Here is an 18,394-nt window from a genome sequence, read left to right as displayed (position 1 = left end):
CCGCCGCTCTCATCCGCGCTCGCTCAGGCTCGTCCGCACGCGTCCGTTTGCGCCCGGCGGGCCACGGGGTGTAAAATTCCCGCGGGAAGGCCCGAAACCGGTTGCCCCTTTGATACCAACTATGGTATACTTAATCAGTTAAAGCGAATGAAAAAACGGCAGCAGCCGGGCCGCCTTTTGGGGCGGTGTGAGGGAGGTTTTGTCATGGAGGAACTGGAGCGCGCCCGCCATGCCATCGACGAGATTGACGCGCAGATGGCCGCCCTGTTTGAACAGCGGATGGCCCAGGTGGCCCGGGTGGCCGCCTACAAGCAGGAACACGACATCCCGGTGCTGGACGCCGCCCGGGAGGAACAGGTGATCGAAAAGAACACCGCCCGTATTCAGGACGCGGCCCTGCGCCCCTATTATGCGGAGTTCCAGAAGGCCGCCATGGCGGTTTCCCGCCAGTACCAGGCCCACGCCCTGGGCCGGGACACGGTGGCCTACCAGGGGGTGGAGGGCGCCTTTGCCCACATCGCCCTGACAAGGCTGTTCCCCCAGGCCAAGGCCATGGCCTGCCCCACCTGGGCCGACGTGTTCGACCGGGTGGAACAGGGCAGCGCTGCCTACGGGGTGCTTCCCTTTGAGAACAGCCACGCCGGGGACGTGTCCGCCGTGCTGGATCTGTGCTATGCCCACCGGCTGCACATCGTGGAGATGTACGACCTGCCGGTGACCCAGAACCTGCTGGCGCTGCCGGGGGCCGCGCTGGGGGACCTGCGCCGGGTCACCAGCCATCCCCAGGCGCTCAGCCAGTGCGAGCGGTTCATCCGCAGCGTGGGCCTGGCCGCCGAGCCCTGCGCCAACACCGCCCTGGCCGCCCGCCGGGTGGCCGAAAGCGGCGACAAAACGCTGGCCGCCATCGCCAGCGCCGAAACCGCCGAGCTCTACGGCCTGCAGGTGCTGATGCGGGATATCAACACCGACGGGGACAACACCACCCGGTTCATCGTGGTGGGCAAGGAACTGCCCGCCCGGGGCAACCGGTTCAGTTTGCTGTTCACGGTGGACCACAAGGCCGGGGCGCTGGCCCGGGTCATCCAGGCGATCGCCGCCGCGGGTTTCAACATGGAGTGCATCAAAAGCCGCCCCATGCCCCACGTGCCCTTTGAATACTATTTCTATGTGGAGCTGGTGGGCGCCGCCGACGCCCCCGACGCCCGGCAGCTGCTGACCGGGCTGGAAACCGTCTGCCGCACCGTGCGGGTGCTGGGCATCTATACCCGAAAAGGAGAAACTGTATGAAACTTTCCATGCGTCTTGGCCCCCGCAGCTACGACATTATTCTGAAACGGGGCGCGCTGGCCAACCTGAGCCAGCTGGCCTGGCTGGACCGGCCGGTGCTGATCGTCACCGACAGCGGCGTGCCCGCCGAATACGCCCAAAAGGTGGCCGCCCAGTGCCCCCACGGCACCATCGCCACCGTGCCCCAGGGGGAGGCCAGCAAAAGCCTGAAGGTTTACGGGCAGCTGCTGCAGCAGGCGCTGGACGCCGGGCTGGACCGGGGCGGCCTGGTGATCGCCGTGGGCGGCGGCGTGGTGGGCGACCTGGCGGGCTTTGTGGCCGCCACCTTCATGCGCGGGGTGGATTTCATCAACTGCCCCACCACCACCCTGTCCCAGATCGACTCCTCCATCGGCGGCAAGGTGGCCGTGGACCTGGGGGACGCCAAGAACATCGTGGGCGCCTTCTGGCAGCCCAAACTCGTGGTCATCGACCCGGACACCCTGTCCACCCTGCCCCGCCGGCATTACATCAATGGCCTGGCCGAGGCCATCAAGGCCGGCCTGATCTGTGACCCGCAGCTGTTTCTGCTGTTTGAAAACGGGGACGTGGACGCCGACATCGAGGACATCATCTACCGCAGCCTGCTGGTGAAAAAGAAGATCGTGGAGCAGGACGAAACCGAGCACGGCGCCCGGGCGGCGCTGAATTTCGGCCATACGCTGGGCCACGGCATCGAGGCGGTGCGGGGCATCAAGGGCCGCCGCACCAAGGGATATTTCCACGGGGAGTGCGTGGCACTGGGCATGCTGCCCATGATCGAGGACAGGCAGCTGCAAAAGCGGGTACGGGCGGTCTACCGCAAGCTGGGCCTGCCCGCCCGGGCCACCTACAACAAGGAACAGGTGCTGGCCTACATGCGGCACGACAAAAAGGCCCGGGGCGGCAGCGTCACCCTGGTCAAGGTGCCGGGGCTGGGCTGCTGGCGGCTGGACAAAGCGCCGCTGGAGGCACTGGAAACACTGGTGGGCCTGGACAAGGCCTGAGGGGATTTTTACAGCAAGGGGGAATCGTATATGAGGGATAGCTTTGGCAGCGCCGTGAACCTGACGATTTTCGGCGAAAGCCACGGCCCGGCGGTGGGCGGTGTGCTGCACGGCCTGGCCGCGGGCCTGCCGGTGGACGAGGATTTTATCGCCCGCCAGATGGACAAGCGCCGCGCCCGGGGGGACGGGCTCACCACCGCCCGCACCGAGCCGGATACCGTCCGCTTTCTGAGCGGCGTGTACAAGGGCCATACCACCGGCACCGCCATCACCTTTGTGATCGAGAACACCAACACCCGCTCCGGGGACTACGACCAGCTGGCCGCCATGCCCCGCCCGGGCCACGCGGACTTCACCGCCCTGGCCAAGTACCAGGGCTGGCAGGACAGCCGGGGCGGCGGGCATTTTTCCGGCCGTCTCACCGCGCCGGTGGTGGCCGCCGGGGCGCTGTGCCTGGGTGTGCTGGCTGCCCACGGGGTGCGGGTGGGCACCCACATCATCCGGTGCGCGGGCATCGAGGGCAGCCGCTTTGACGCGGAGCCCGATCGTCTGGCCCGTCAGCTGGACGCGCTGGACGCCCGTACCGAGGGCCTGCCGGTGCTGGACACCGCCTTTGAAGAACCCATGCGGGCGGCCATCAAGGCCGCGGCCGCCGACGGGGACAGCGTGGGCGGCGTGCTGGAAACCGCCGTGCTGGGCCTGCCCGCCGGTATCGGCGAACCCTTCTTTGACAGCGTGGAAAGCGTGCTGAGCCATCTGCTGTTCAGCATCCCGGCGGTCAAAGGGGTGGAGTTCGGCAGCGGCTTTGCCCTGGCGGAGATGCGGGGCAGCCAGGCCAACGACCCCTTCCTGCTCTGGGAAGACCGGGTCGTCACCGGTTCCAACCACAACGGCGGGGTCAACGGGGGCATCACCAACGGCATGCCGCTGGTGCTCAGCACCGTCATCAAGCCCACCCCCAGCATCTTCAAAGAGCAGGCCACGGTGGACCTGTCCACCGGCCAGGCGGCCACCCTGCAGCTCAAGGGCCGGCACGACCCCTGCATCCTGCCCCGGGCGCGGGTGGTGCAGGACAGCATGGTAGCCCTGGGCCTTCTGGATCTGATGACCCAGAGCGCCGGGCTGGACTGGCAGCGGAAAGGAAGCGAAGCATGAAACTGCTTATACTGAACGGGCCCAACCTGAACATGCTGGGCATCCGGGAACCGGGCATCTACGGCACGGTGGACTACAACGCCATGGTGGAGTATGTGGCCGCCTGCTGCGACGCGCTGGGCATCGAAACGGAATTTTATCAGTCCAATCACGAGGGGGATCTGGTGGACGCGATCCAGGACGCGCTGCAGTACGCGGACGGCATCGTGATCAATCCGGGGGCCTATACCCACACCAGCATCGCCATTCTGGACGCGCTCAAGGCGGTGGCGCTGCCCGCCGCCGAGGTACATATCAGCGACGTGACCAAGCGGGAACCCTTCCGCCAGATCAGCTACGCCGGCATGGCCTGCCAGGGCCACTTCATCGGCCAGGGCATTGAGGGCTATGTGAACGCGGCGCGCTTCTTGCAGCAAATCATTACCGGGAAAGGAACTGTACCACAATGATCATCTCAACCAAACGGGGCACGCCCCAGGCAGAAATCCAGAAAATCATCGCCGGCTTCGAGGCCCAGGGCCTGTCGGTCACCCTCATCCGCGGCACCGACTACAACGTGTTCGGCATCGTGGGCGACACCACCAAGGTCAACGAAAAGCAGGTGGCCGCCAACCCCTGGGTGGAAAGCGTCACCCGCGTGTCCGCCCCCTATAAAAAGGCCAACCGGCTGTTCCATGAAGCCGACACCATCGTGGACGTGAACGGCGTCAAGATCGGCGGCAAGGAAAAGATCTGCGTCATCGGCGGCCCCTGCAGCGTGGAGTGCGAATCCCAGGTGGTGGACATCGCCAAGGCCGTCAAGGAGGCCGGCGGTTCCATGCTGCGCGGCGGCGCGTACAAGCCCCGCACCTCCCCCTATGCCTTCCAGGGTCTCGGGACCGAGGGCGTGCTGGACATGGTCAAGGCCCGGGAACTCACCGGCCTGCCCATCGTCAGCGAGCTCATGAGCGAGGACAAGATCGAGGAGTTCGAGCAGTACGTGGACCTGGTGCAGATCGGCGCCCGCAATATGCAGAACTTCCAGCTGCTCAAGGCGGTGGGCAAGATGAAAAAGCCGGTGCTGCTCAAGCGCGGTTTGGCCAACACCATCGAGGAGTGGATCATGAGCGCCGAGTACATCATGGCCGGCGGCAACGAGAACGTGATCTTCTGCGAGCGGGGCATCCGCACCTTTGAGCCCTACACCCGCAACACCCTGGACCTGTCGGTCATTCCCATCATCAAGGAAAAGACCCACCTGCCCATCATCATCGACCCCAGCCACGCCACCGGCAACTGGCGGTACGTGGAAGCCATGAGCCTGGCGGCGGTGGCCGCCGGGGCCGACGGCCTGATCATTGAGGTACACAACGATCCCCAGAACGCCTGGAGCGACGGCGCCCAGAGCCTGAAGCCGGACAAGTTCCGCCAGGTGATCGACAAATGCCGCGCCATCGCCCATGTGGTGGGCCGGGATATGTAAGGAGAGGATACCATGCAAAACCACAGCTGGCAGCCCTTTGCCGAAAACGCCCCCGCCGTGAGCGTGGTGGCGGCGGTGTACAAGGGCGAGTGGCTGAACCGCCTGTGCGAGTCGGTGGCCGCCCAGACCTTTACCGACTGGGAGTGCATCCTGGTGGACGACGAGTCCCCGGACGATTCCGGCAAGGTGTGCGACGTCTGGGCCGCCAAGGACCCCCGCTTCAAGGCCATCCATAAAACCAACGGCGGCGCTTCCAGCGCCCGCAACGTGGGGCTGGCCGCCGCCCGGGGCCGCTGGGTGGTCATTCCGGACTGCGACGACGAGCTCTCCCCCCACGCGCTGGAATACGCGCTGGAGATGGAAAAGCAGCACCCCGGCGCTTTCGTGATCTGGGAGTATACCGGCGACCACGCCGCCTTTGAAGCGGGTTTTGACCGGCCGCTGGCGGCGGTTTGCCTGCCGCGCAAACAGATCGACCGGCTGATGGTCCGGCGCAACCTGTATTTCACCGCCTGGAACAAGCTGTTCGACCGCAAGCTGCTGGCGCAGCACGATCTGTGGTTTGACGAGAATATCCGCCCGGAAAAGGATCAGTACCGCATCGATCCGGATGGCCAGTGGTACGGCGAGGACCGGGACTATGTGGACCGGTATATGCGCCTGGCGCTGGATCCCAGCCCGGAACAGCCCATCGCCTACACCGGCAACGATCTGTATTACTACGACTGTACCAACACCGACGCCATCACCCGCCATATCGAGGTGCGGGTGGCGGGCGAGAACGCCGCCATGGCCGACGAAGCCAACGAGCAGCTGGCCCTGCCCGCCGATCCCACCGCCTATTGTCAGATGCTGCTGGACGATTACGAGCAGGACGCCAAGCTGGACTGGATCTACGGCGGCGATGAGCATAAAACCTCCGGCCTGCACCTGAGCCTGCTTCGCAGCCTGGCCTACGGCATCTGGGCCTGCCGCAAAACCGGCAAGCCCCTGCCCGCCGGGATGTGGGCCCACCCGGGCCTGGCCGGTGCGCTGGCCTGGTGCAAACAGCGCCGCCGCTACTCGCCCTACTACCTGCCCCTGCGCTGGCACAGCGCCGCCCTGGCCGCCCGGATGTACTACCTGGACGCCAGCCACAGCCGCAACTTCGGCCGCTTCGACTGGGGCTTCTACTACCTGCTGGGCGGAAGGTGGAACCGCTGATTTTCACAACACAATGAGGTGACAACCCATGAACGAACAGCCGCTGGTCAGCGTGATATTGCCCGTCTACAACGGCGAGCAATGGCTGGCGCGCAGCCTGGGCAGCCTGCAGGCCCAGACCTACCAAAATTTTGAGTGCCTGATGGTCAATGACGGCTCCACCGACGACAGCCGGACCGTCTGCGCCGCCCTGGCGGAAAAAGATCCCCGGTTCCGCCTGCTGGACAAGGAGAATGGCGGCGTTTCCAGCGCCCGCAATGCGGCTCTGGCCCAGCTGCGGGGCGAGTGGTTCACCTTCTGCGACCAGGACGACGCCATGGATCCCCACAGCCTGGAATATGCCGTGACCATGCAGACCGCCCATCCCGACCGGCTGGTCATGTGGGGCTACACCCGGGACGCGGCCGATTTTGCCGCCGCGGCGGCAAAGCCGCTGGAGTTTGAACTCACCGACGGGGACTCCATGCTGCGCCGCCATCCCTGCGGCTCCATCTTCGTGACCATCTGGAACAAGCTGTTCAACACCGCCGCGGTGCGTGCGGCGGGGCTCCGGTTTGACGAGACCCTGGGCAAGCGGGACAACCTGGGCGAGGACAAGCTGTTCATGGAACAGTACCTGGCCGCCCGCTGGCCGGATACGCCGGTGCCCATGGCCTACGCCGCCACCCCCCGCTATTTCCACTACCCGGACAACCGCACCAGTATCACCCGTACCGCCACCCAGCGTCTGGAACTGACCCTGCCCGACCCGGAGCCGGGTTATGCGGCCTTTATCCTGGCGGAATACCGGGCGGCCCGGGCTGAGATGCCCGCCCGCCTGACCGACATTCCCCCGCTGGAATCCATCGCCTTTGTGCGGCACTATACCCGGTGCTTCGCCTTTGCGCTCTGGTGCGCGGAGAAATTGCAGGAAGGCCGCCCCGTCGAACTGACCAACGGCCCCGAACTGGCCGAGCTGCTGGACTGGTGGCAGGCAAACCGCATCTTCAATCCCTACTACCTGCCGCTGCGGCGGCGGATGTTCGGCTTTGCTGCCCGGCTTTACCAGTGGGACGAACTCAAGCAGGCCCCCTTCTTCCGGTTCTGCCAGCTGTTCCGCCTGCTGCTGCCCGGCTGGAAAGCCAACGCCGGGGAATAAGAAAGGAAGTTGTTCATGAACCAATCGGATCGTCCGCTGGTCAGCGTGATCATCCCGGTGTGGGGCGCGGAAAAACTGCTGCCCCGCTGTCTGGCGGCGGTGACCGCCCAGACCCTGACCGACTGGGAATGTATCCTGGTGGAGGACGGCAGCCCGGACAACAGCGGTGCGATCTGTGACGAGTGGGCCGCCCGGGACAGCCGGTTCCGGGTGATCCACCAGCCCAACGGCGGCATCAGCAGGGCCCGCAATACCGGACTGGATGCGGCCCGGGGCCGGTATATCGCTTTCTGCGACAACGACGACGCCATGGGCCCCCACGAACTGGAATATGTGGTGGAACAGGTCCGGCTGCATCCGCAGCGGGTGCCGGTATGGCAGTATGCCATCGACTGGGCGGCTTTTGAACAGGCGTCTGCCCTGCCCTCTTCTCCCCGCCTGTGCGACGCGGTGGAGATGATGCTGCTGTTTACCAGCCGGGGCATTGAGATGCAGCCCTGGAACAAACTGTTTGACGGCGATGTGATCCGCCGGGAACACCTGCGCTTTAACGAGGAACTGGGCCGCCTGGAAAAAATGGGCGAGGACAAGGATTTTCTTGACCGGTACTACCGGTCGTTCTTTGGCGGCCGGCCGGGCGGCTATGTGTTCTTTGAACAGGCGCTGTATTACAACGAGCGGGCCAACGACAACTCCCAGGCCACCAGGTTCAACCGGCAGCGCGCCGCTGCCCCGGCGGAAGGGCCGGAGCCGCCGCAGCCCGGTTACTGGAACGTTATTTGCCGGGAATGCCGGGACATCTGCAGCCGTCCGGCGCTGTTTGCCAATGAGCAGACTGCCCGGGAAACCATTGCCCATTACATGGCCACCCTGACCTTTGGCGTATACAGCGCCCGGGCCTTGGGCGAGCCGCTGCCCTGCCCGCTGCGCCGGGAACCGGCGGTGAGCCTTCTGCTGGAACTGGGGCGGCAGCACAAAACCGAACCCCTGACCTGGCTGCTCATGCGCTGGAACCGGCAGGCGCTGCTGGCCCGGGTATACGAGGCCAAAAGCTGGCGCAAGGCTTTCTACTACCGCCTGGACAAGCTGGCCCATCTTATGTTGCCCGGCTGGAAATGAAGGAGGAGGTTCCCCCATGCCCAATACCCCTGAACTGACCATCGTGGTGCCGGTGTGGAACGCCGGCGAGTTCCTGCCGATCTGCCTGGCCTCCATTGCGGCCCAGACCTTTACCGGCTGGAAATGCGTGCTGGTGGACGACGGCTCCACCGACGGCAGCGGCGCGGTCTGCGACGAGTGGGCCGGGCGGGACAGCCGGTTTACCGTGATCCACAAGCCCAACGGCGGGGCCTCCAGCGCCCGCAACGCGGGTCTGGCCGCCGCCGATACCGAGTGGGTCTACTTCTTCGACGCGGACGATGCCATGGTCCCCTGCCTGCTGGAAGCCGCCCTCTCCACCCAGAAGCAGTATCCCCGGGATCTGGCCATCTGGCGCTCCACCAGCGACTGGGAGGAGTACCAGGCCCTGCCCGGTATGCCCCGCTCCCACCGCCGCTGCACCAAAGAGGAGATGCAGCTGATCTTTCTGCAGATCGCGCTGCATACCGGGGTCAACACCAAGCTGTTCCGCCGGGATATCCTGACCCGGAACAACTTCTCCTTTGTGGACCCGGACGGCCGCAAGAACGCCCCCGGCGAGGACGCGCTTTTCTCCACCCGGTATATGGAGCTGTTCCTGGCCGGGCCGGATCAGGGGTTCCGGTATCTGGACGAGCCGCTCTACTTCTACCGGCGCAACAACCCCAACTCCATCATGACCAACCTGAAAAAATCGGCCCCCGCCCCCCGCACCGAGATGGACGAGGTGCCGGAGAGCGGCTACGCGGAAACGCTGCGCCGGGAATTCCGCCAGCGGCAGGAGAAATTTCCCGCCTTTTTCACCGGCGACCAGGCCGTGCCCACCGCCCTGCACTATCTGCATTGCTTTGCCTATAGCGTATGGAGCGCGGCTCAGCTGGGCGAGCGTCTGCCCGCGGACTTCTTCCGCTGGGCGGAGGTGCGCTGGTGCCTGGACGCGCTGCGTGCCGGGGGCCGGTACTATCCGTTCTACTGGCCCTTCCGCTGGAAAAGCGCCGCCCTGATCGCCCGGCTCTACGCCGGCGAGCGCACCCGCAGCCCCTGGTACTACCGGGCCGCCGCGGTGATGCGCCATATCCCCGGCCCGGGCTGGCGGGCCTGAACACCACGTCAAGGAGGTAACCCTCATGCAGCCGGAACAGACCCCTCTGGTTTCCGTGATCGTGCCGGTGTGGAATTGCGAAAAATTCCTGCCCCGGTGCGTGGACAGCATCCTGGCCCAGACCTGGCCGGAATTTGAACTCATTCTGGTGGATGACGGCAGCCCGGACGGCTGCGGCGCCATCTGCGATTCCTACGCCGCGAAAGACCCCCGTGTGCGGGTGATTCACAAGGAAAACGGCGGCGTGTCCACCGCCCGCAACGCGGGCCTGGACGCGGCCGTGGGCCTGTATATCTTTTTTGTGGACGCGGACGACGCCATCGAGGCCCACCTGATGGAGTACGCCATGCGCAGCCAGCTGGCCCACCCGGACCGTCTGGTCATGTGGGAGCTGACCCTGGACGAGGCCGAGCTGGCCCGCCGTGCCGGCGAACCCTTTGCCGAAACCCTGATGCGGGGGCTGGAGGTGCAGATGATGTTCACCTCCAAGGGCCAGGGGGTGCAGGTGTGGAACAAGCTGTTCCAGGCCGGCTGCATCAAAAAGTTCGGCATGCGGTTCGACAAGGAGCTGGGCTACGAGCACAACCTGAGCGAGGACGAGGTGTTCTTCCAGCAGTACCAGGAGAACTTCTTCTCGGACAAGCCCCGGCTGTACACCTACCTGCCGGTTCCCCGTTATTATCACGAGATGGACAACCCGGAATCCCTGGTCACCCGGTACGAGGCCCGGTACGGCCAGTTCAAGCGGGACGCGGACGCGGCCAAGCCCGGCTACGCCCCCGCCATTCTGGAAGAACTGCGCGCCAACCTGACCGAGTACGCCGACCTGTTTGCCGAGCCGGACAAGGGCTATGTGACCATCCGCCATTACCTGCGGTGCCTGGCCTACGGGGCCTGGTGCGCGCGGGAGTTGGGCGAGGCCCTGCCCGCCGGGTATCTGCGCGGCCCGGAGGTCACCGCCCTGCTGGACGGTCTGCTGGCCCGCCGCCGCTACACCCCCTACTACCTGCCCTTCCGGCTGGGCAGCGCCAAACTGGTTGCCGCCATGTACGACTGGGACAACCGGAAAACCGTCTGGTACTACCGGCTGATCCTGGCGCAGAAGCTGCTGCTGGGCGGCCGCTGGGACTGATAAAGGAGAGAGCAAACCATGAGTGAGACCATCCCCGCCGTAAGCATCATCGTGCCGGTGTACAACGGGCAGGATTACCTGGACCGCTGCCTGGACTCCATTGCGGCCCAGACTGTGCGGGATTTTGCCTGCATTCTGGTGGACGACGGCTCCACCGACGGCAGCGCCGATCTCTGCCGGGCCCGGGCTGCCCGGGACGGGCGGTTTGTGCTGCTGCAAAAACAAAACGGCGGGGTGTGCAGCGCCCGCAACGCCGGGCTGGATGCCGCCCGGGGCGAGTATGTGCTGTTCTGCGACCAGGACGACCTGATCGACCCCCATACCCTGGAATATGCGCTTACCATGCAGCAGAGCGCCCCGGAGGGGTTTGTGCTCTGGAACATGACCCGCAGCCGGGAAACCTACGACCAGTCCCTGGCCACGCCGCTGGAATACGCGGTGCGGCCGCTGGGCCAGATGCAGGTGCTGCACCGGGGCAGCATGATCTTTGTGCATGTGTGGAACAAGCTGTTCCGCCGCGCCCGGATCGAGCAGCTGCATCTGCGGTTTGACGAGCGGCTGGGTCATGTATCCACCTACGGCGGCGAGGACGAGGATTTTGTGCGCCGGTATATGGAGGGCATGGCCCCGGATACCCCGCTGGCCTATTCCACCGCCGCCCGCTACTACCACGCCCGGGACAATCTGGCCGCCAGCATCACCGGTCAGGCGCTGGAGGGCAGCGACGAGGTCTATTCCCTGCCCCAGCCCGAACCCGGCTACCTGGCCCATATCCTGAACGACCTGTCCGACTGCGAACGGCAGGCCCCCGATCTGTGGCAGGCCGATCCGGTGGAGCTGTTCCCCTTCATGCACCAGCACTACCGGGCCGTCTGCTATGGCCTGTGGTGCGCCCGGCAGCTGCACGAGCCGCTGCCCAAGGGCTTCTGGAAGGACGAGCGGCTGCAGAAGCTGCTGGGCTGGTGCGCCGCCAACCGGATCCACATTGCCTACTGGCTGCCGCTGCGGCTGCGCTGGCGGCGGATGGCCGAGCAAATGTACGTGTGGAGCCAGCTGCACAACCCCAACTTCGGCCATTTTGACTGGCTGTTCTATTACATCGAGGGCGCCAAGAAGTGGAAGCGCCCCGACACCCTGTAAATCCGCTTTGTGAGGAGATGTGCCCATGCCCCGTGAAAACCCCGCCGTAAGCATCATCGTGCCGGTGTACAACCTGGAAAAGCTGCTGCCCCGGTGCCTGGCCTCCATCGCCGCCCAGACCACCCCCGACTGGGAGTGCGTGCTGGTGGACGACGGTTCCGCCGACGGCAGCCTGGCCGTCTGCCGCCAGTGGGCGGAACAGGACGCCCGGTTCCGGGTGCTGCACCAGGAGAATCAGGGGGTGTCCGCCGCCCGCAACGCGGGTATCCAGGCGGCCCGGGCCCCCTATTTCCTGTTCGTGGACGCGGACGACACCATCCTGCCCGAAACGGCGGCCTGGGCGCTGGAGCGGCAGGCCCGCCACCCGGGGGACCTGATCGGCTGGGTGCTGCACGACCAGACCCAGACCCCGCCGGATTTTGACGCGCCCCCCTGCAAGCAGTACACCAAAGACCAGCTGCAGGCCTACATCTTCACGGTGCCCAGCGCCAACGTGACCAACAAACTGTTTGACGCCTCGGTCATCCGCCAGGGCGGGGTGCAGTACCCGGTGGGCCAGCCCCGGGGCGAGGATATGCAGTTCTGCATCGCCTACTTTCACGCCTTTTTCGCCGCCCGGCCGGATGCCATCGTGCGCCAGTACGACCTGCCCCTCTACATCGTTCACGGGGACAACGGGGCCGAGCGGGCCAGCAAAAAGGCGGTGGCCGCCCATCCCATCGAGTGGGAGCCGGAGCAGTTCCGGGGCTACCTGGCCGTGCTGCGGCAGGAGTACCGGCAGATGAGCGATTCCATGGGCGGGCTGGACGCGGTGCCGGTGGAGGACGCGGTCAACCTGTGCCGCCAGTACTGCCGCCGGTTTGCCTTTGCCCTCTGGGCCGCCCACCAGCTGGGCGAGCCGGTGCCCCGGGATTTCTACCGATGGCCCGAGATCCGGGAACTGCTGGGCGTGATGGGCAAAAAGAAGCTGTACAACGCCTATTACTGGCCGCTGCGGATGCAGTGTACCCCGCTGGTGCGGGCCATGTACCAGTCGGACGAGAGTGACAGCAAAAAGCTGTTCTGGAAGGTATACTGGCTGGGCTGGTACGCCCTGGGCGGCAAATGGCGTACCCGATAAAGGAGGAAGAGCATGGAAACCAAACCCCGCGTTTCGGTCATCAGCCCGGTGTATAAGGTGGCGGCGGTGCTGCCCCGGTTCATTGAGAGCGTGCTGGCCCAGACCGATCCTGATTTTGAGTTCATCCTGGTGGACGACGGCAGCCCCGACGACAGCGGCAAAATCTGCGACGAGTACGCCGCCAAAGACAGCCGCATCCGGGTGATCCACCAGAAAAACGGCGGCGCCTGCGCCGCCCGCAACGCCGGCATCGAGGCCGCCCGGGGCGAGTATTTCCTGATCCTGGACTCCGACGACGCGGCCAGCTCTCTGATGATCCAGTGGGCCCTGCGCCGCCAGGCCCAGTACCCGAATGACCTGATCGTCTGGGATTTCGTCACAGATTTGGCCGAACTGGCCGGGCCGGACGCGCTGGATAAACCCTACCGGGAGTGGGTCTACCCGGCGGCGAAACTGCCGGCATATTACGTTACATATAAATCGGGCAACCTGTACAACCGGTTGTTCCACGCGGAGGTTATCCGCCGGTACAACGTGCGGTTTGACGTGACGCTGCGCAACAGCAACGATATCCCCTTCTGCCAGGCCTATCACGAGGCCCACTTCAAGGCATACCCGGACAGCGCCATCCGCCAGACCGATATGCCCCTCTATTACTGGGACACCACCACCGTGGGCAGCCTGTCCAAGCAGAAGGGCACCGGCCACCAGATGGACTGGGAGCCGGAGCAGTACCGGGGCTACGCCGCCAGGGTGCAGGCTGAGTGCGCCGGCGTGCTGGAGGCGGTGGGCGATTTCAATGCCATCCCCCTGGAGGACGCCAACAGCATCTGCCGGCAGTATCTGCGGCGGTTCGCTTTCGGCGTGTGGGCCGCCCGTGAACTGGGCGAGCCGGTGCCCCGGGCCCTGCTGCGCGGGCCGGAAACCCGCCGGATGCTGACCTGGATGAAGCAGGTGAAATACTACCACGCCTACTACTGGCCCTTCGTGCTGGGCAACGCCGCCCTGGTTCGGGCGGTCTACCACTCGGACGAGAGCGGCGCCAAGCGCCTTTACTGGAAACTCTACTGGGCGGGCTACTACCTGCTGGGCGGAAACTGGAACCGATAAAAAATTCATACGAGGTAAAATCATGAAACAGGATACCCGTTCAAAGCGCAACAGGGGTACCCTGTTGCCAGCGGAGCCACAGCTCCGCTGGATGATCTCTGTCGGCTGAGCATTGTTGTGCCGGTGTATAATGCCGAAATCTGGCTGCCCGTCTGCCTGGACAGCATCGCTGCCCAGACGGAACCATCCGGCTGGGAGTGCATCCTGGTGGATGACGGCTCCACCGACGGCAGCGGCCGGCTCTGTGACGAGCGCGCTGCCGCGGACGGTCGTTTCCGGGTGCTGCACCGGGAAAATGGCGGGGTTTCCGCCGCCCGCAACGCGGGGATAGACGCTGCCAGAGGTGAATATCTGACCTTTGCCGACGCAGACGACCGGGTCAGTCCCCGGTTGGTGGAATACGCCCTGGCCGACCAGCTGGCCCATCCCGATGCTCTGGTTGTTTGGCAGTATACGCCGGAAAAAGCGGTCTTTGAAGGGCAAAGCGGCTGCTCGGCAGCGGTGTTCACTAACCGGGAACGCCTGCGCTGGCACCAGTCCGCCCAGGCGGGTACGGGAGGTGTAGTCTGGAACAAGCTGTTCCGCACAGCCTGGGTGCGGGCCTGGGGCATCCGCTTTTCCGTGGGGATGCGCTACGGGGAGGACGGCGAGTTTGAGAGCGCCTATATCCGGCGCATGGCCCAGGAGACCCGGCTGGATTTCCCGGTTCGGGTGCTGCTTGGCTTGTTTTACTACTACAATCCGGGCAACAGCAGCAGTACCATGAAGCAGCGCCGCCGTACCGGCAGCTATTTTATGGAGCAGATCGGCCTGTACCGGAAACATACAGCCCAGATATGCAGCCTTCCTGGTTATCCGCAACGTTTTGAAGAACAGGATGCCTTTACGGTGCAGGCCGTATGCAGCCACTATTTCAATTGTTTGAGTATGGGATTGTACAAGGATCCCAAAGAGGGGTTTGGCAGGCAGATTCCCCCGCTTCGCAAAATTCCGGAGATCCAGCAGATGCTGCATGCCTGTGCCTGCCATAAACTGTATAACGCATATTATTTGCCCTACCGCCTGGGCTGGAAATGGCTTATCGGCCGGATGTGGTATTCCCGCGAGAGCGAAAGAAAATGGCTCTACTGGAAACTGTACTGGGCGGGCTACTACCTGCTGGGCGGAAACTGGAACCGATAAAAAAGGAAGTGAATGTGCCATGATCGCCGTATTGCAGCCGGGCAGACCGGCGGGCCGGGTCACCGCGCCGCCGTCCAAGAGTATGGCTCACCGGGCGGTGCTGGCCGCCGGGTTGGCCCGGGGCCTGAGCCGGGTGCGCAATCTGGAATACAGCCAGGATGTGCTGGCCACCCTGAACGCGGTGCGTCAGCTGGGCGCCCGGGTGGAGATTCGGGAAAACTGGGCCGATATCGAGGGCCGGGGCGGCTTTGCCACCCTGCGGGCCCCCATCGACTGCGGCGAGAGCGGCAGTACCCTGCGGTTTCTGATCCCGGTGTGCAGTCTGACCGGGCAGCAGGTGCGGTTTTGCGGCCGGGGGCGGCTGATGCAGCGGCCTCAGGGCCCCTATGCGGAAATTTTTGAGCAGCAGGGCCGGATGTTCTGCCAGAACGAAACCGGCATCCTCATCAAGGGCGGCCTGCGCCCGGGGGAATACCGGCTGGCGGGGGATGTGTCCAGCCAGTTTATCAGCGGGCTGCTGTTTGCGCTGCCGCTGATGATGGGGGACAGTTCCATCACCATCACCCCGCCCTTTGAGAGCCGCAGCTATGTGAACCTGACCCTGGCCGCGCTGGCGGATTTCGGGGTCAGGGCCCGGTTTGTGCCGGATGAAGAACTGCCCCAGGGGGCGGCCGCCCGGCTGGAGGTGCCCGGCAACCAGCGGTACCACAACCGGGAATACACCGTGGAGGGCGATTACAGCCAGGGGGCGTTTTTCGCCGTACTGGGCGCACTGCGCGGGGATATTACGGTGGAGGGCCTGGCCCCGGCCAGCGGCCAGGGGGACGCGGCCATTCTGGAGATCCTGCAGCGGTGCGGCGCCCGGTTCACCCGCACCGGCGACGCGGTGCAGTTTGCGAAAAGCGAGCTGACCGCCGTGGAGATCGACCTGGCCGACTGCCCCGATCTGGGCCCCATCCTGATGGTGCTGGGGGCTTTCTGCAAGGGCAAAACGGTGATCCGCAACGCGGGCCGTCTGCGGCTGAAAGAGAGCGACCGGATCGCCGCCATGGAGGAAGAACTGCGCCGGTTCGGGGTGCAGATCCGCAGCACCGAGGATACCGTGACCATCGCGGGCGGGCCGCTGGTGATGCCGGGCGAGGTGCAGGGCCACAACGATCATCGGGTGGTCATGGCGCTGACGGTGGCCGCCCTGGCGGCGGAGTTGCCGGTGCGGATTCACGGGGCCGAAGCGGTGGCCAAAAGCTGGCCCGCGTTCTTTGACGTGGTGCGCGGCCTGGGCGTGCCGGTGGCGGAAGAAGAATAAACGGAAACGAGGGGTGCGGTATGGAAAAGCGGTTTCTGATCGTGGGCCTGGGCCTGCTGGGCGGACGGTACGCCATGGGCCTGGCCCGGGCAGGTTTTGCAGTGGACGGGGCGGATACCGACCCGGCCGCCGTGGCCTATGCCCTGGAAAAAGGCTATATCCGGCAGGGCCGCTGCGGCGACCACGCCGATCTGGCCCGGGAAGCGGATGTGGTGATATTGGCGCTCTACCCGGCGGCGCAGCTGGAATGGGCCAGAACCTACGGTCCGGTGCTGAAACCCGGCTGCCTGATCACCGATGTGGCGGGCGTCAAGCGGGGCATCATCGAGCCGGTGCAGCAGGCGCTGGGGGATACGGTGGAGTTCATCGCCTGCCATCCCATGGCGGGCAAGGAGGTCAGCGGCATCCGCAACAGCCATCTGGTGGAGTTCACCCCTGCCAACTTTATCATCACCCCCACCGACCGCAATACCCCGGAGGGCATCGCCTTTGCCAAGCGGCTGGCGGCGGCGCTGGGGTTTGCCCATGTGAGCGTGCTCACCCCCGAGGAGCACGACCGGATGATCGGGTACGTGAGCCAGCTGACCCACGCCATCGCGGTGAGCCTGATGTGCGCCTCGGACAACGGGCATCTGAACGAGTATACGGGCGATTCGTTCCGGGACCTGACCCGGATCGCCCGGATCAATCCCACCATGTGGAGCGAGCTGTTTCTGCGCAACCGGGATAACCTGACCGCCGAGATCGACCAGTTCACCGCCGCGCTGACCCAGCTGCGGGGGTATCTGGAAGCGGGCGACGCGGCGGGGCTGGAGGCGATGTTCCGGCTGAGCAGCCAGCGCCGCGCCGCCTTTGACAAGAAGCCGGAGGTGTAAGCCATGCCCCGAAAGGAAGGCCAGAAAGGCAAGCTGCTGGCGCTGCTGCGGCTGTTTGAACGGCGTACCGATCCGGAGCACCGGCTGTCGGTGCCGCAGCTGATCCGGGAGCTGGAAAAGCAGGAGATCCCCACCGAGCGCAAAAGCCTGTACAGCGATATCGAAACGCTGCGGGAGGCGGGCTATGACATCGAGCAGCAGCGGGGCCGGGGCGGCGGGTATTACCTGGCGGAACGGCAGTTCCAGTTGCCGGAACTGAAACTGCTGGTGGACGCGGTGCAGGCCAGCCGGTTTCTCACCCGCCGCAAGTCGGAGCAGCTGATCCGCAAGCTGGAGGGTCTGGCCAGCGAGCACCAGGCCCGGCAGCTGCAGCGGCAGGTGGCGGTGAGCGGACGGGTCAAGACCATGAACGAGAGCATCTATTATCTGGTGGACGAGCTGCACACCGCCATCGCCCAGAACAGGATGGTCACGTTCCGGTATTATGACTGGGACATGGAAAAGAACCGGGTGCTGCGGCACGACGGGCAGCTGTACCGGGTAAGCCCCTGGGTGCTGGCCTGGGAGAACGAGAATTATTACCTGATCGGCTGCACCGGAACCGGCGAGGAGTGCGTGGTGCGTCATTACCGGGTGGACAAGATGACCCGCCTGACCATCGTGAAGGCCGACCGGCAGGGCCGCAAGCTGTTTGAGGAGTTTGATCCGGCGGCCTATGCCCGGCGCACGTTCGGGATGTTCGGCGGGCCGCAGGCCAAGGTACGGCTGCGCTGCGCCGCCCGGCTGGCGGGGCCGGTGCTGGACCGGTTCGGTATGGACGTGACCCTGCTGCCGCAGCCGGACGGGGAGCATTTCGACGTGTGGGTGGACGCGGTGCTCAGCCCGCCGTTCTGGGGCTGGGTCTGCGGATTCGGCGGCGATATCCAGGTGCTGGACCCGCCCGAAGCCCGCACCGCCCTCGCCCGCCTGGCCGCCACCATGACGGCGCAGTACGGCGAGGTTGAATAGGGCCAATCTGGG

Annotated in this window: 17 protein-coding genes; all 17 read left to right on the top strand. The window is 65.2% G+C overall.

What is annotated here, in order from left to right:
- Positions 1-204: 204 nt before the first annotated feature.
- The 17 genes from B5E65_RS11610 to B5E65_RS11530 all read left to right on the top strand — a co-directional run bounded on the left by B5E65_RS11610 (position 205) and on the right by B5E65_RS11530 (position 18,382).
- Positions 205-1,287 (top strand): chorismate mutase, encoded by a 1,083-nt coding sequence (locus B5E65_RS11610; protein ID WP_087171932.1) that lies wholly within the window; start codon positions 205-207, stop codon positions 1,285-1,287.
- Positions 1,284-2,312 (top strand): 3-dehydroquinate synthase, encoded by a 1,029-nt coding sequence (locus B5E65_RS11605; protein WP_087171931.1) that lies wholly within the window; start codon positions 1,284-1,286, stop codon positions 2,310-2,312. The genes B5E65_RS11610 and B5E65_RS11605 overlap by 4 nt, the downstream gene beginning before the upstream one ends.
- Positions 2,313-2,342: 30 nt before the next feature.
- Positions 2,343-3,467 carry a chorismate synthase gene (gene aroC, locus B5E65_RS11600; RefSeq protein ID WP_087171930.1) on the top strand — a complete coding sequence of 375 codons (1,125 nt, stop codon included), beginning with the start codon at positions 2,343-2,345 and terminating at the stop codon, positions 3,465-3,467.
- The gene (gene aroQ, locus B5E65_RS11595; RefSeq protein WP_087171929.1) at positions 3,464-3,916 is read left to right on the top strand and encodes a type II 3-dehydroquinate dehydratase; all 453 of its coding nucleotides are present in this window, start codon (positions 3,464-3,466) and stop codon (positions 3,914-3,916) included. The genes aroC and aroQ overlap by 4 nt, the downstream gene beginning before the upstream one ends.
- A complete protein-coding gene (aroF, locus tag B5E65_RS11590; protein WP_087171928.1) occupies positions 3,913-4,929 on the top strand; it encodes a 3-deoxy-7-phosphoheptulonate synthase in 1,017 nt (338 codons plus the stop codon). Before aroQ ends, aroF begins: the two co-directional genes overlap by 4 nt.
- Before the next feature lie 12 nt (positions 4,930-4,941).
- Positions 4,942-6,132: a glycosyltransferase family 2 protein gene (locus B5E65_RS11585; RefSeq protein ID WP_087171927.1), complete on the top strand. Its 1,191-nt coding sequence runs from the start codon at positions 4,942-4,944 to the stop codon at positions 6,130-6,132.
- Positions 6,133-6,160: 28 nt separating this feature from the next.
- A complete protein-coding gene (locus B5E65_RS11580; RefSeq protein ID WP_087171926.1) occupies positions 6,161-7,270 on the top strand; it encodes a glycosyltransferase family 2 protein in 1,110 nt (369 codons plus the stop codon).
- Between the two features lie 15 nt (positions 7,271-7,285).
- Positions 7,286-8,389 (top strand): glycosyltransferase family 2 protein, encoded by a 1,104-nt coding sequence (locus B5E65_RS11575; RefSeq protein WP_087171925.1) that lies wholly within the window; start codon positions 7,286-7,288, stop codon positions 8,387-8,389.
- Positions 8,390-8,405: 16 nt separating this feature from the next.
- Positions 8,406-9,509, top strand: coding sequence for a glycosyltransferase (locus B5E65_RS11570; protein WP_087171924.1), 1,104 nt, complete (start codon positions 8,406-8,408; stop codon positions 9,507-9,509).
- Positions 9,510-9,534: 25 nt separating this feature from the next.
- Complete coding sequence (locus B5E65_RS11565) at positions 9,535-10,641, top strand: glycosyltransferase family 2 protein (protein WP_087171923.1); 1,107 nt, start codon at positions 9,535-9,537, stop codon at positions 10,639-10,641.
- 18 nt (positions 10,642-10,659) lie between these two features.
- Entirely contained in the window at positions 10,660-11,781 is a 1,122-nt protein-coding gene (locus tag B5E65_RS11560) for a glycosyltransferase family 2 protein (protein WP_087171922.1), read from the top strand.
- Positions 11,782-11,806: 25 nt separating this feature from the next.
- Positions 11,807-12,901, top strand: a complete 1,095-nt coding sequence (locus B5E65_RS11555) for a glycosyltransferase family 2 protein (RefSeq protein ID WP_087171921.1) — start codon at positions 11,807-11,809, stop codon at positions 12,899-12,901.
- A gap of 12 nt (positions 12,902-12,913) precedes the next feature.
- Positions 12,914-14,011 (top strand): glycosyltransferase family 2 protein, encoded by a 1,098-nt coding sequence (locus B5E65_RS16415; protein WP_087171920.1) that lies wholly within the window; start codon positions 12,914-12,916, stop codon positions 14,009-14,011.
- Between the two features lie 117 nt (positions 14,012-14,128).
- Positions 14,129-15,193 carry a glycosyltransferase family 2 protein gene (locus tag B5E65_RS11545; RefSeq protein WP_242957545.1) on the top strand — a complete coding sequence of 355 codons (1,065 nt, stop codon included), beginning with the start codon at positions 14,129-14,131 and terminating at the stop codon, positions 15,191-15,193.
- Between the two features lie 19 nt (positions 15,194-15,212).
- Positions 15,213-16,499: a 3-phosphoshikimate 1-carboxyvinyltransferase gene (gene aroA, locus B5E65_RS11540; RefSeq protein ID WP_087171918.1), complete on the top strand. Its 1,287-nt coding sequence runs from the start codon at positions 15,213-15,215 to the stop codon at positions 16,497-16,499.
- A 20-nt stretch (positions 16,500-16,519) separates the two neighbouring features.
- Positions 16,520-17,374 carry a prephenate dehydrogenase gene (locus B5E65_RS11535; protein WP_087171917.1) on the top strand — a complete coding sequence of 285 codons (855 nt, stop codon included), beginning with the start codon at positions 16,520-16,522 and terminating at the stop codon, positions 17,372-17,374.
- A gap of 3 nt (positions 17,375-17,377) precedes the next feature.
- The gene (locus B5E65_RS11530; RefSeq protein WP_087171916.1) at positions 17,378-18,382 is read left to right on the top strand and encodes a helix-turn-helix transcriptional regulator; all 1,005 of its coding nucleotides are present in this window, start codon (positions 17,378-17,380) and stop codon (positions 18,380-18,382) included.
- Positions 18,383-18,394: the final 12 nt, after the last annotated feature.

The organism is Gemmiger sp. An120 (genome assembly GCF_002160955.1).
Classification (GTDB): domain Bacteria; phylum Bacillota; class Clostridia; order Oscillospirales; family Ruminococcaceae; genus Gemmiger_A; species Gemmiger_A avium.
The sequence above is the reverse complement of the archived record's forward strand: the minus strand, read 5'-3'. Positions and strand labels throughout refer to the sequence as shown.

Excerpts from the sequence above, each read along its gene's own strand:
- B5E65_RS11610 (WP_087171932.1), top strand. The coding sequence starts at position 205 with ATGGAGGAACTGGAGCGCGCCCGCCATGCCATCGACGAGATTGACGCG.
- B5E65_RS11605 (WP_087171931.1), top strand. The coding sequence starts at position 1,284 with ATGAAACTTTCCATGCGTCTTGGCCCCCGCAGCTACGACATTATTCTG.
- aroC (WP_087171930.1), top strand. The coding sequence starts at position 2,343 with ATGAGGGATAGCTTTGGCAGCGCCGTGAACCTGACGATTTTCGGCGAA.
- aroQ (WP_087171929.1), top strand. The coding sequence starts at position 3,464 with ATGAAACTGCTTATACTGAACGGGCCCAACCTGAACATGCTGGGCATC.
- aroF (WP_087171928.1), top strand. The coding sequence starts at position 3,913 with ATGATCATCTCAACCAAACGGGGCACGCCCCAGGCAGAAATCCAGAAA.
- B5E65_RS11585 (WP_087171927.1), top strand. The coding sequence starts at position 4,942 with ATGCAAAACCACAGCTGGCAGCCCTTTGCCGAAAACGCCCCCGCCGTG.
- B5E65_RS11580 (WP_087171926.1), top strand. The coding sequence starts at position 6,161 with ATGAACGAACAGCCGCTGGTCAGCGTGATATTGCCCGTCTACAACGGC.
- B5E65_RS11575 (WP_087171925.1), top strand. The coding sequence starts at position 7,286 with ATGAACCAATCGGATCGTCCGCTGGTCAGCGTGATCATCCCGGTGTGG.
- B5E65_RS11570 (WP_087171924.1), top strand. The coding sequence starts at position 8,406 with ATGCCCAATACCCCTGAACTGACCATCGTGGTGCCGGTGTGGAACGCC.
- B5E65_RS11565 (WP_087171923.1), top strand. The coding sequence starts at position 9,535 with ATGCAGCCGGAACAGACCCCTCTGGTTTCCGTGATCGTGCCGGTGTGG.
- B5E65_RS11560 (WP_087171922.1), top strand. The coding sequence starts at position 10,660 with ATGAGTGAGACCATCCCCGCCGTAAGCATCATCGTGCCGGTGTACAAC.
- B5E65_RS11555 (WP_087171921.1), top strand. The coding sequence starts at position 11,807 with ATGCCCCGTGAAAACCCCGCCGTAAGCATCATCGTGCCGGTGTACAAC.
- B5E65_RS16415 (WP_087171920.1), top strand. The coding sequence starts at position 12,914 with ATGGAAACCAAACCCCGCGTTTCGGTCATCAGCCCGGTGTATAAGGTG.
- aroA (WP_087171918.1), top strand. The coding sequence starts at position 15,213 with ATGATCGCCGTATTGCAGCCGGGCAGACCGGCGGGCCGGGTCACCGCG.
- B5E65_RS11535 (WP_087171917.1), top strand. The coding sequence starts at position 16,520 with ATGGAAAAGCGGTTTCTGATCGTGGGCCTGGGCCTGCTGGGCGGACGG.
- B5E65_RS11530 (WP_087171916.1), top strand. The coding sequence starts at position 17,378 with ATGCCCCGAAAGGAAGGCCAGAAAGGCAAGCTGCTGGCGCTGCTGCGG.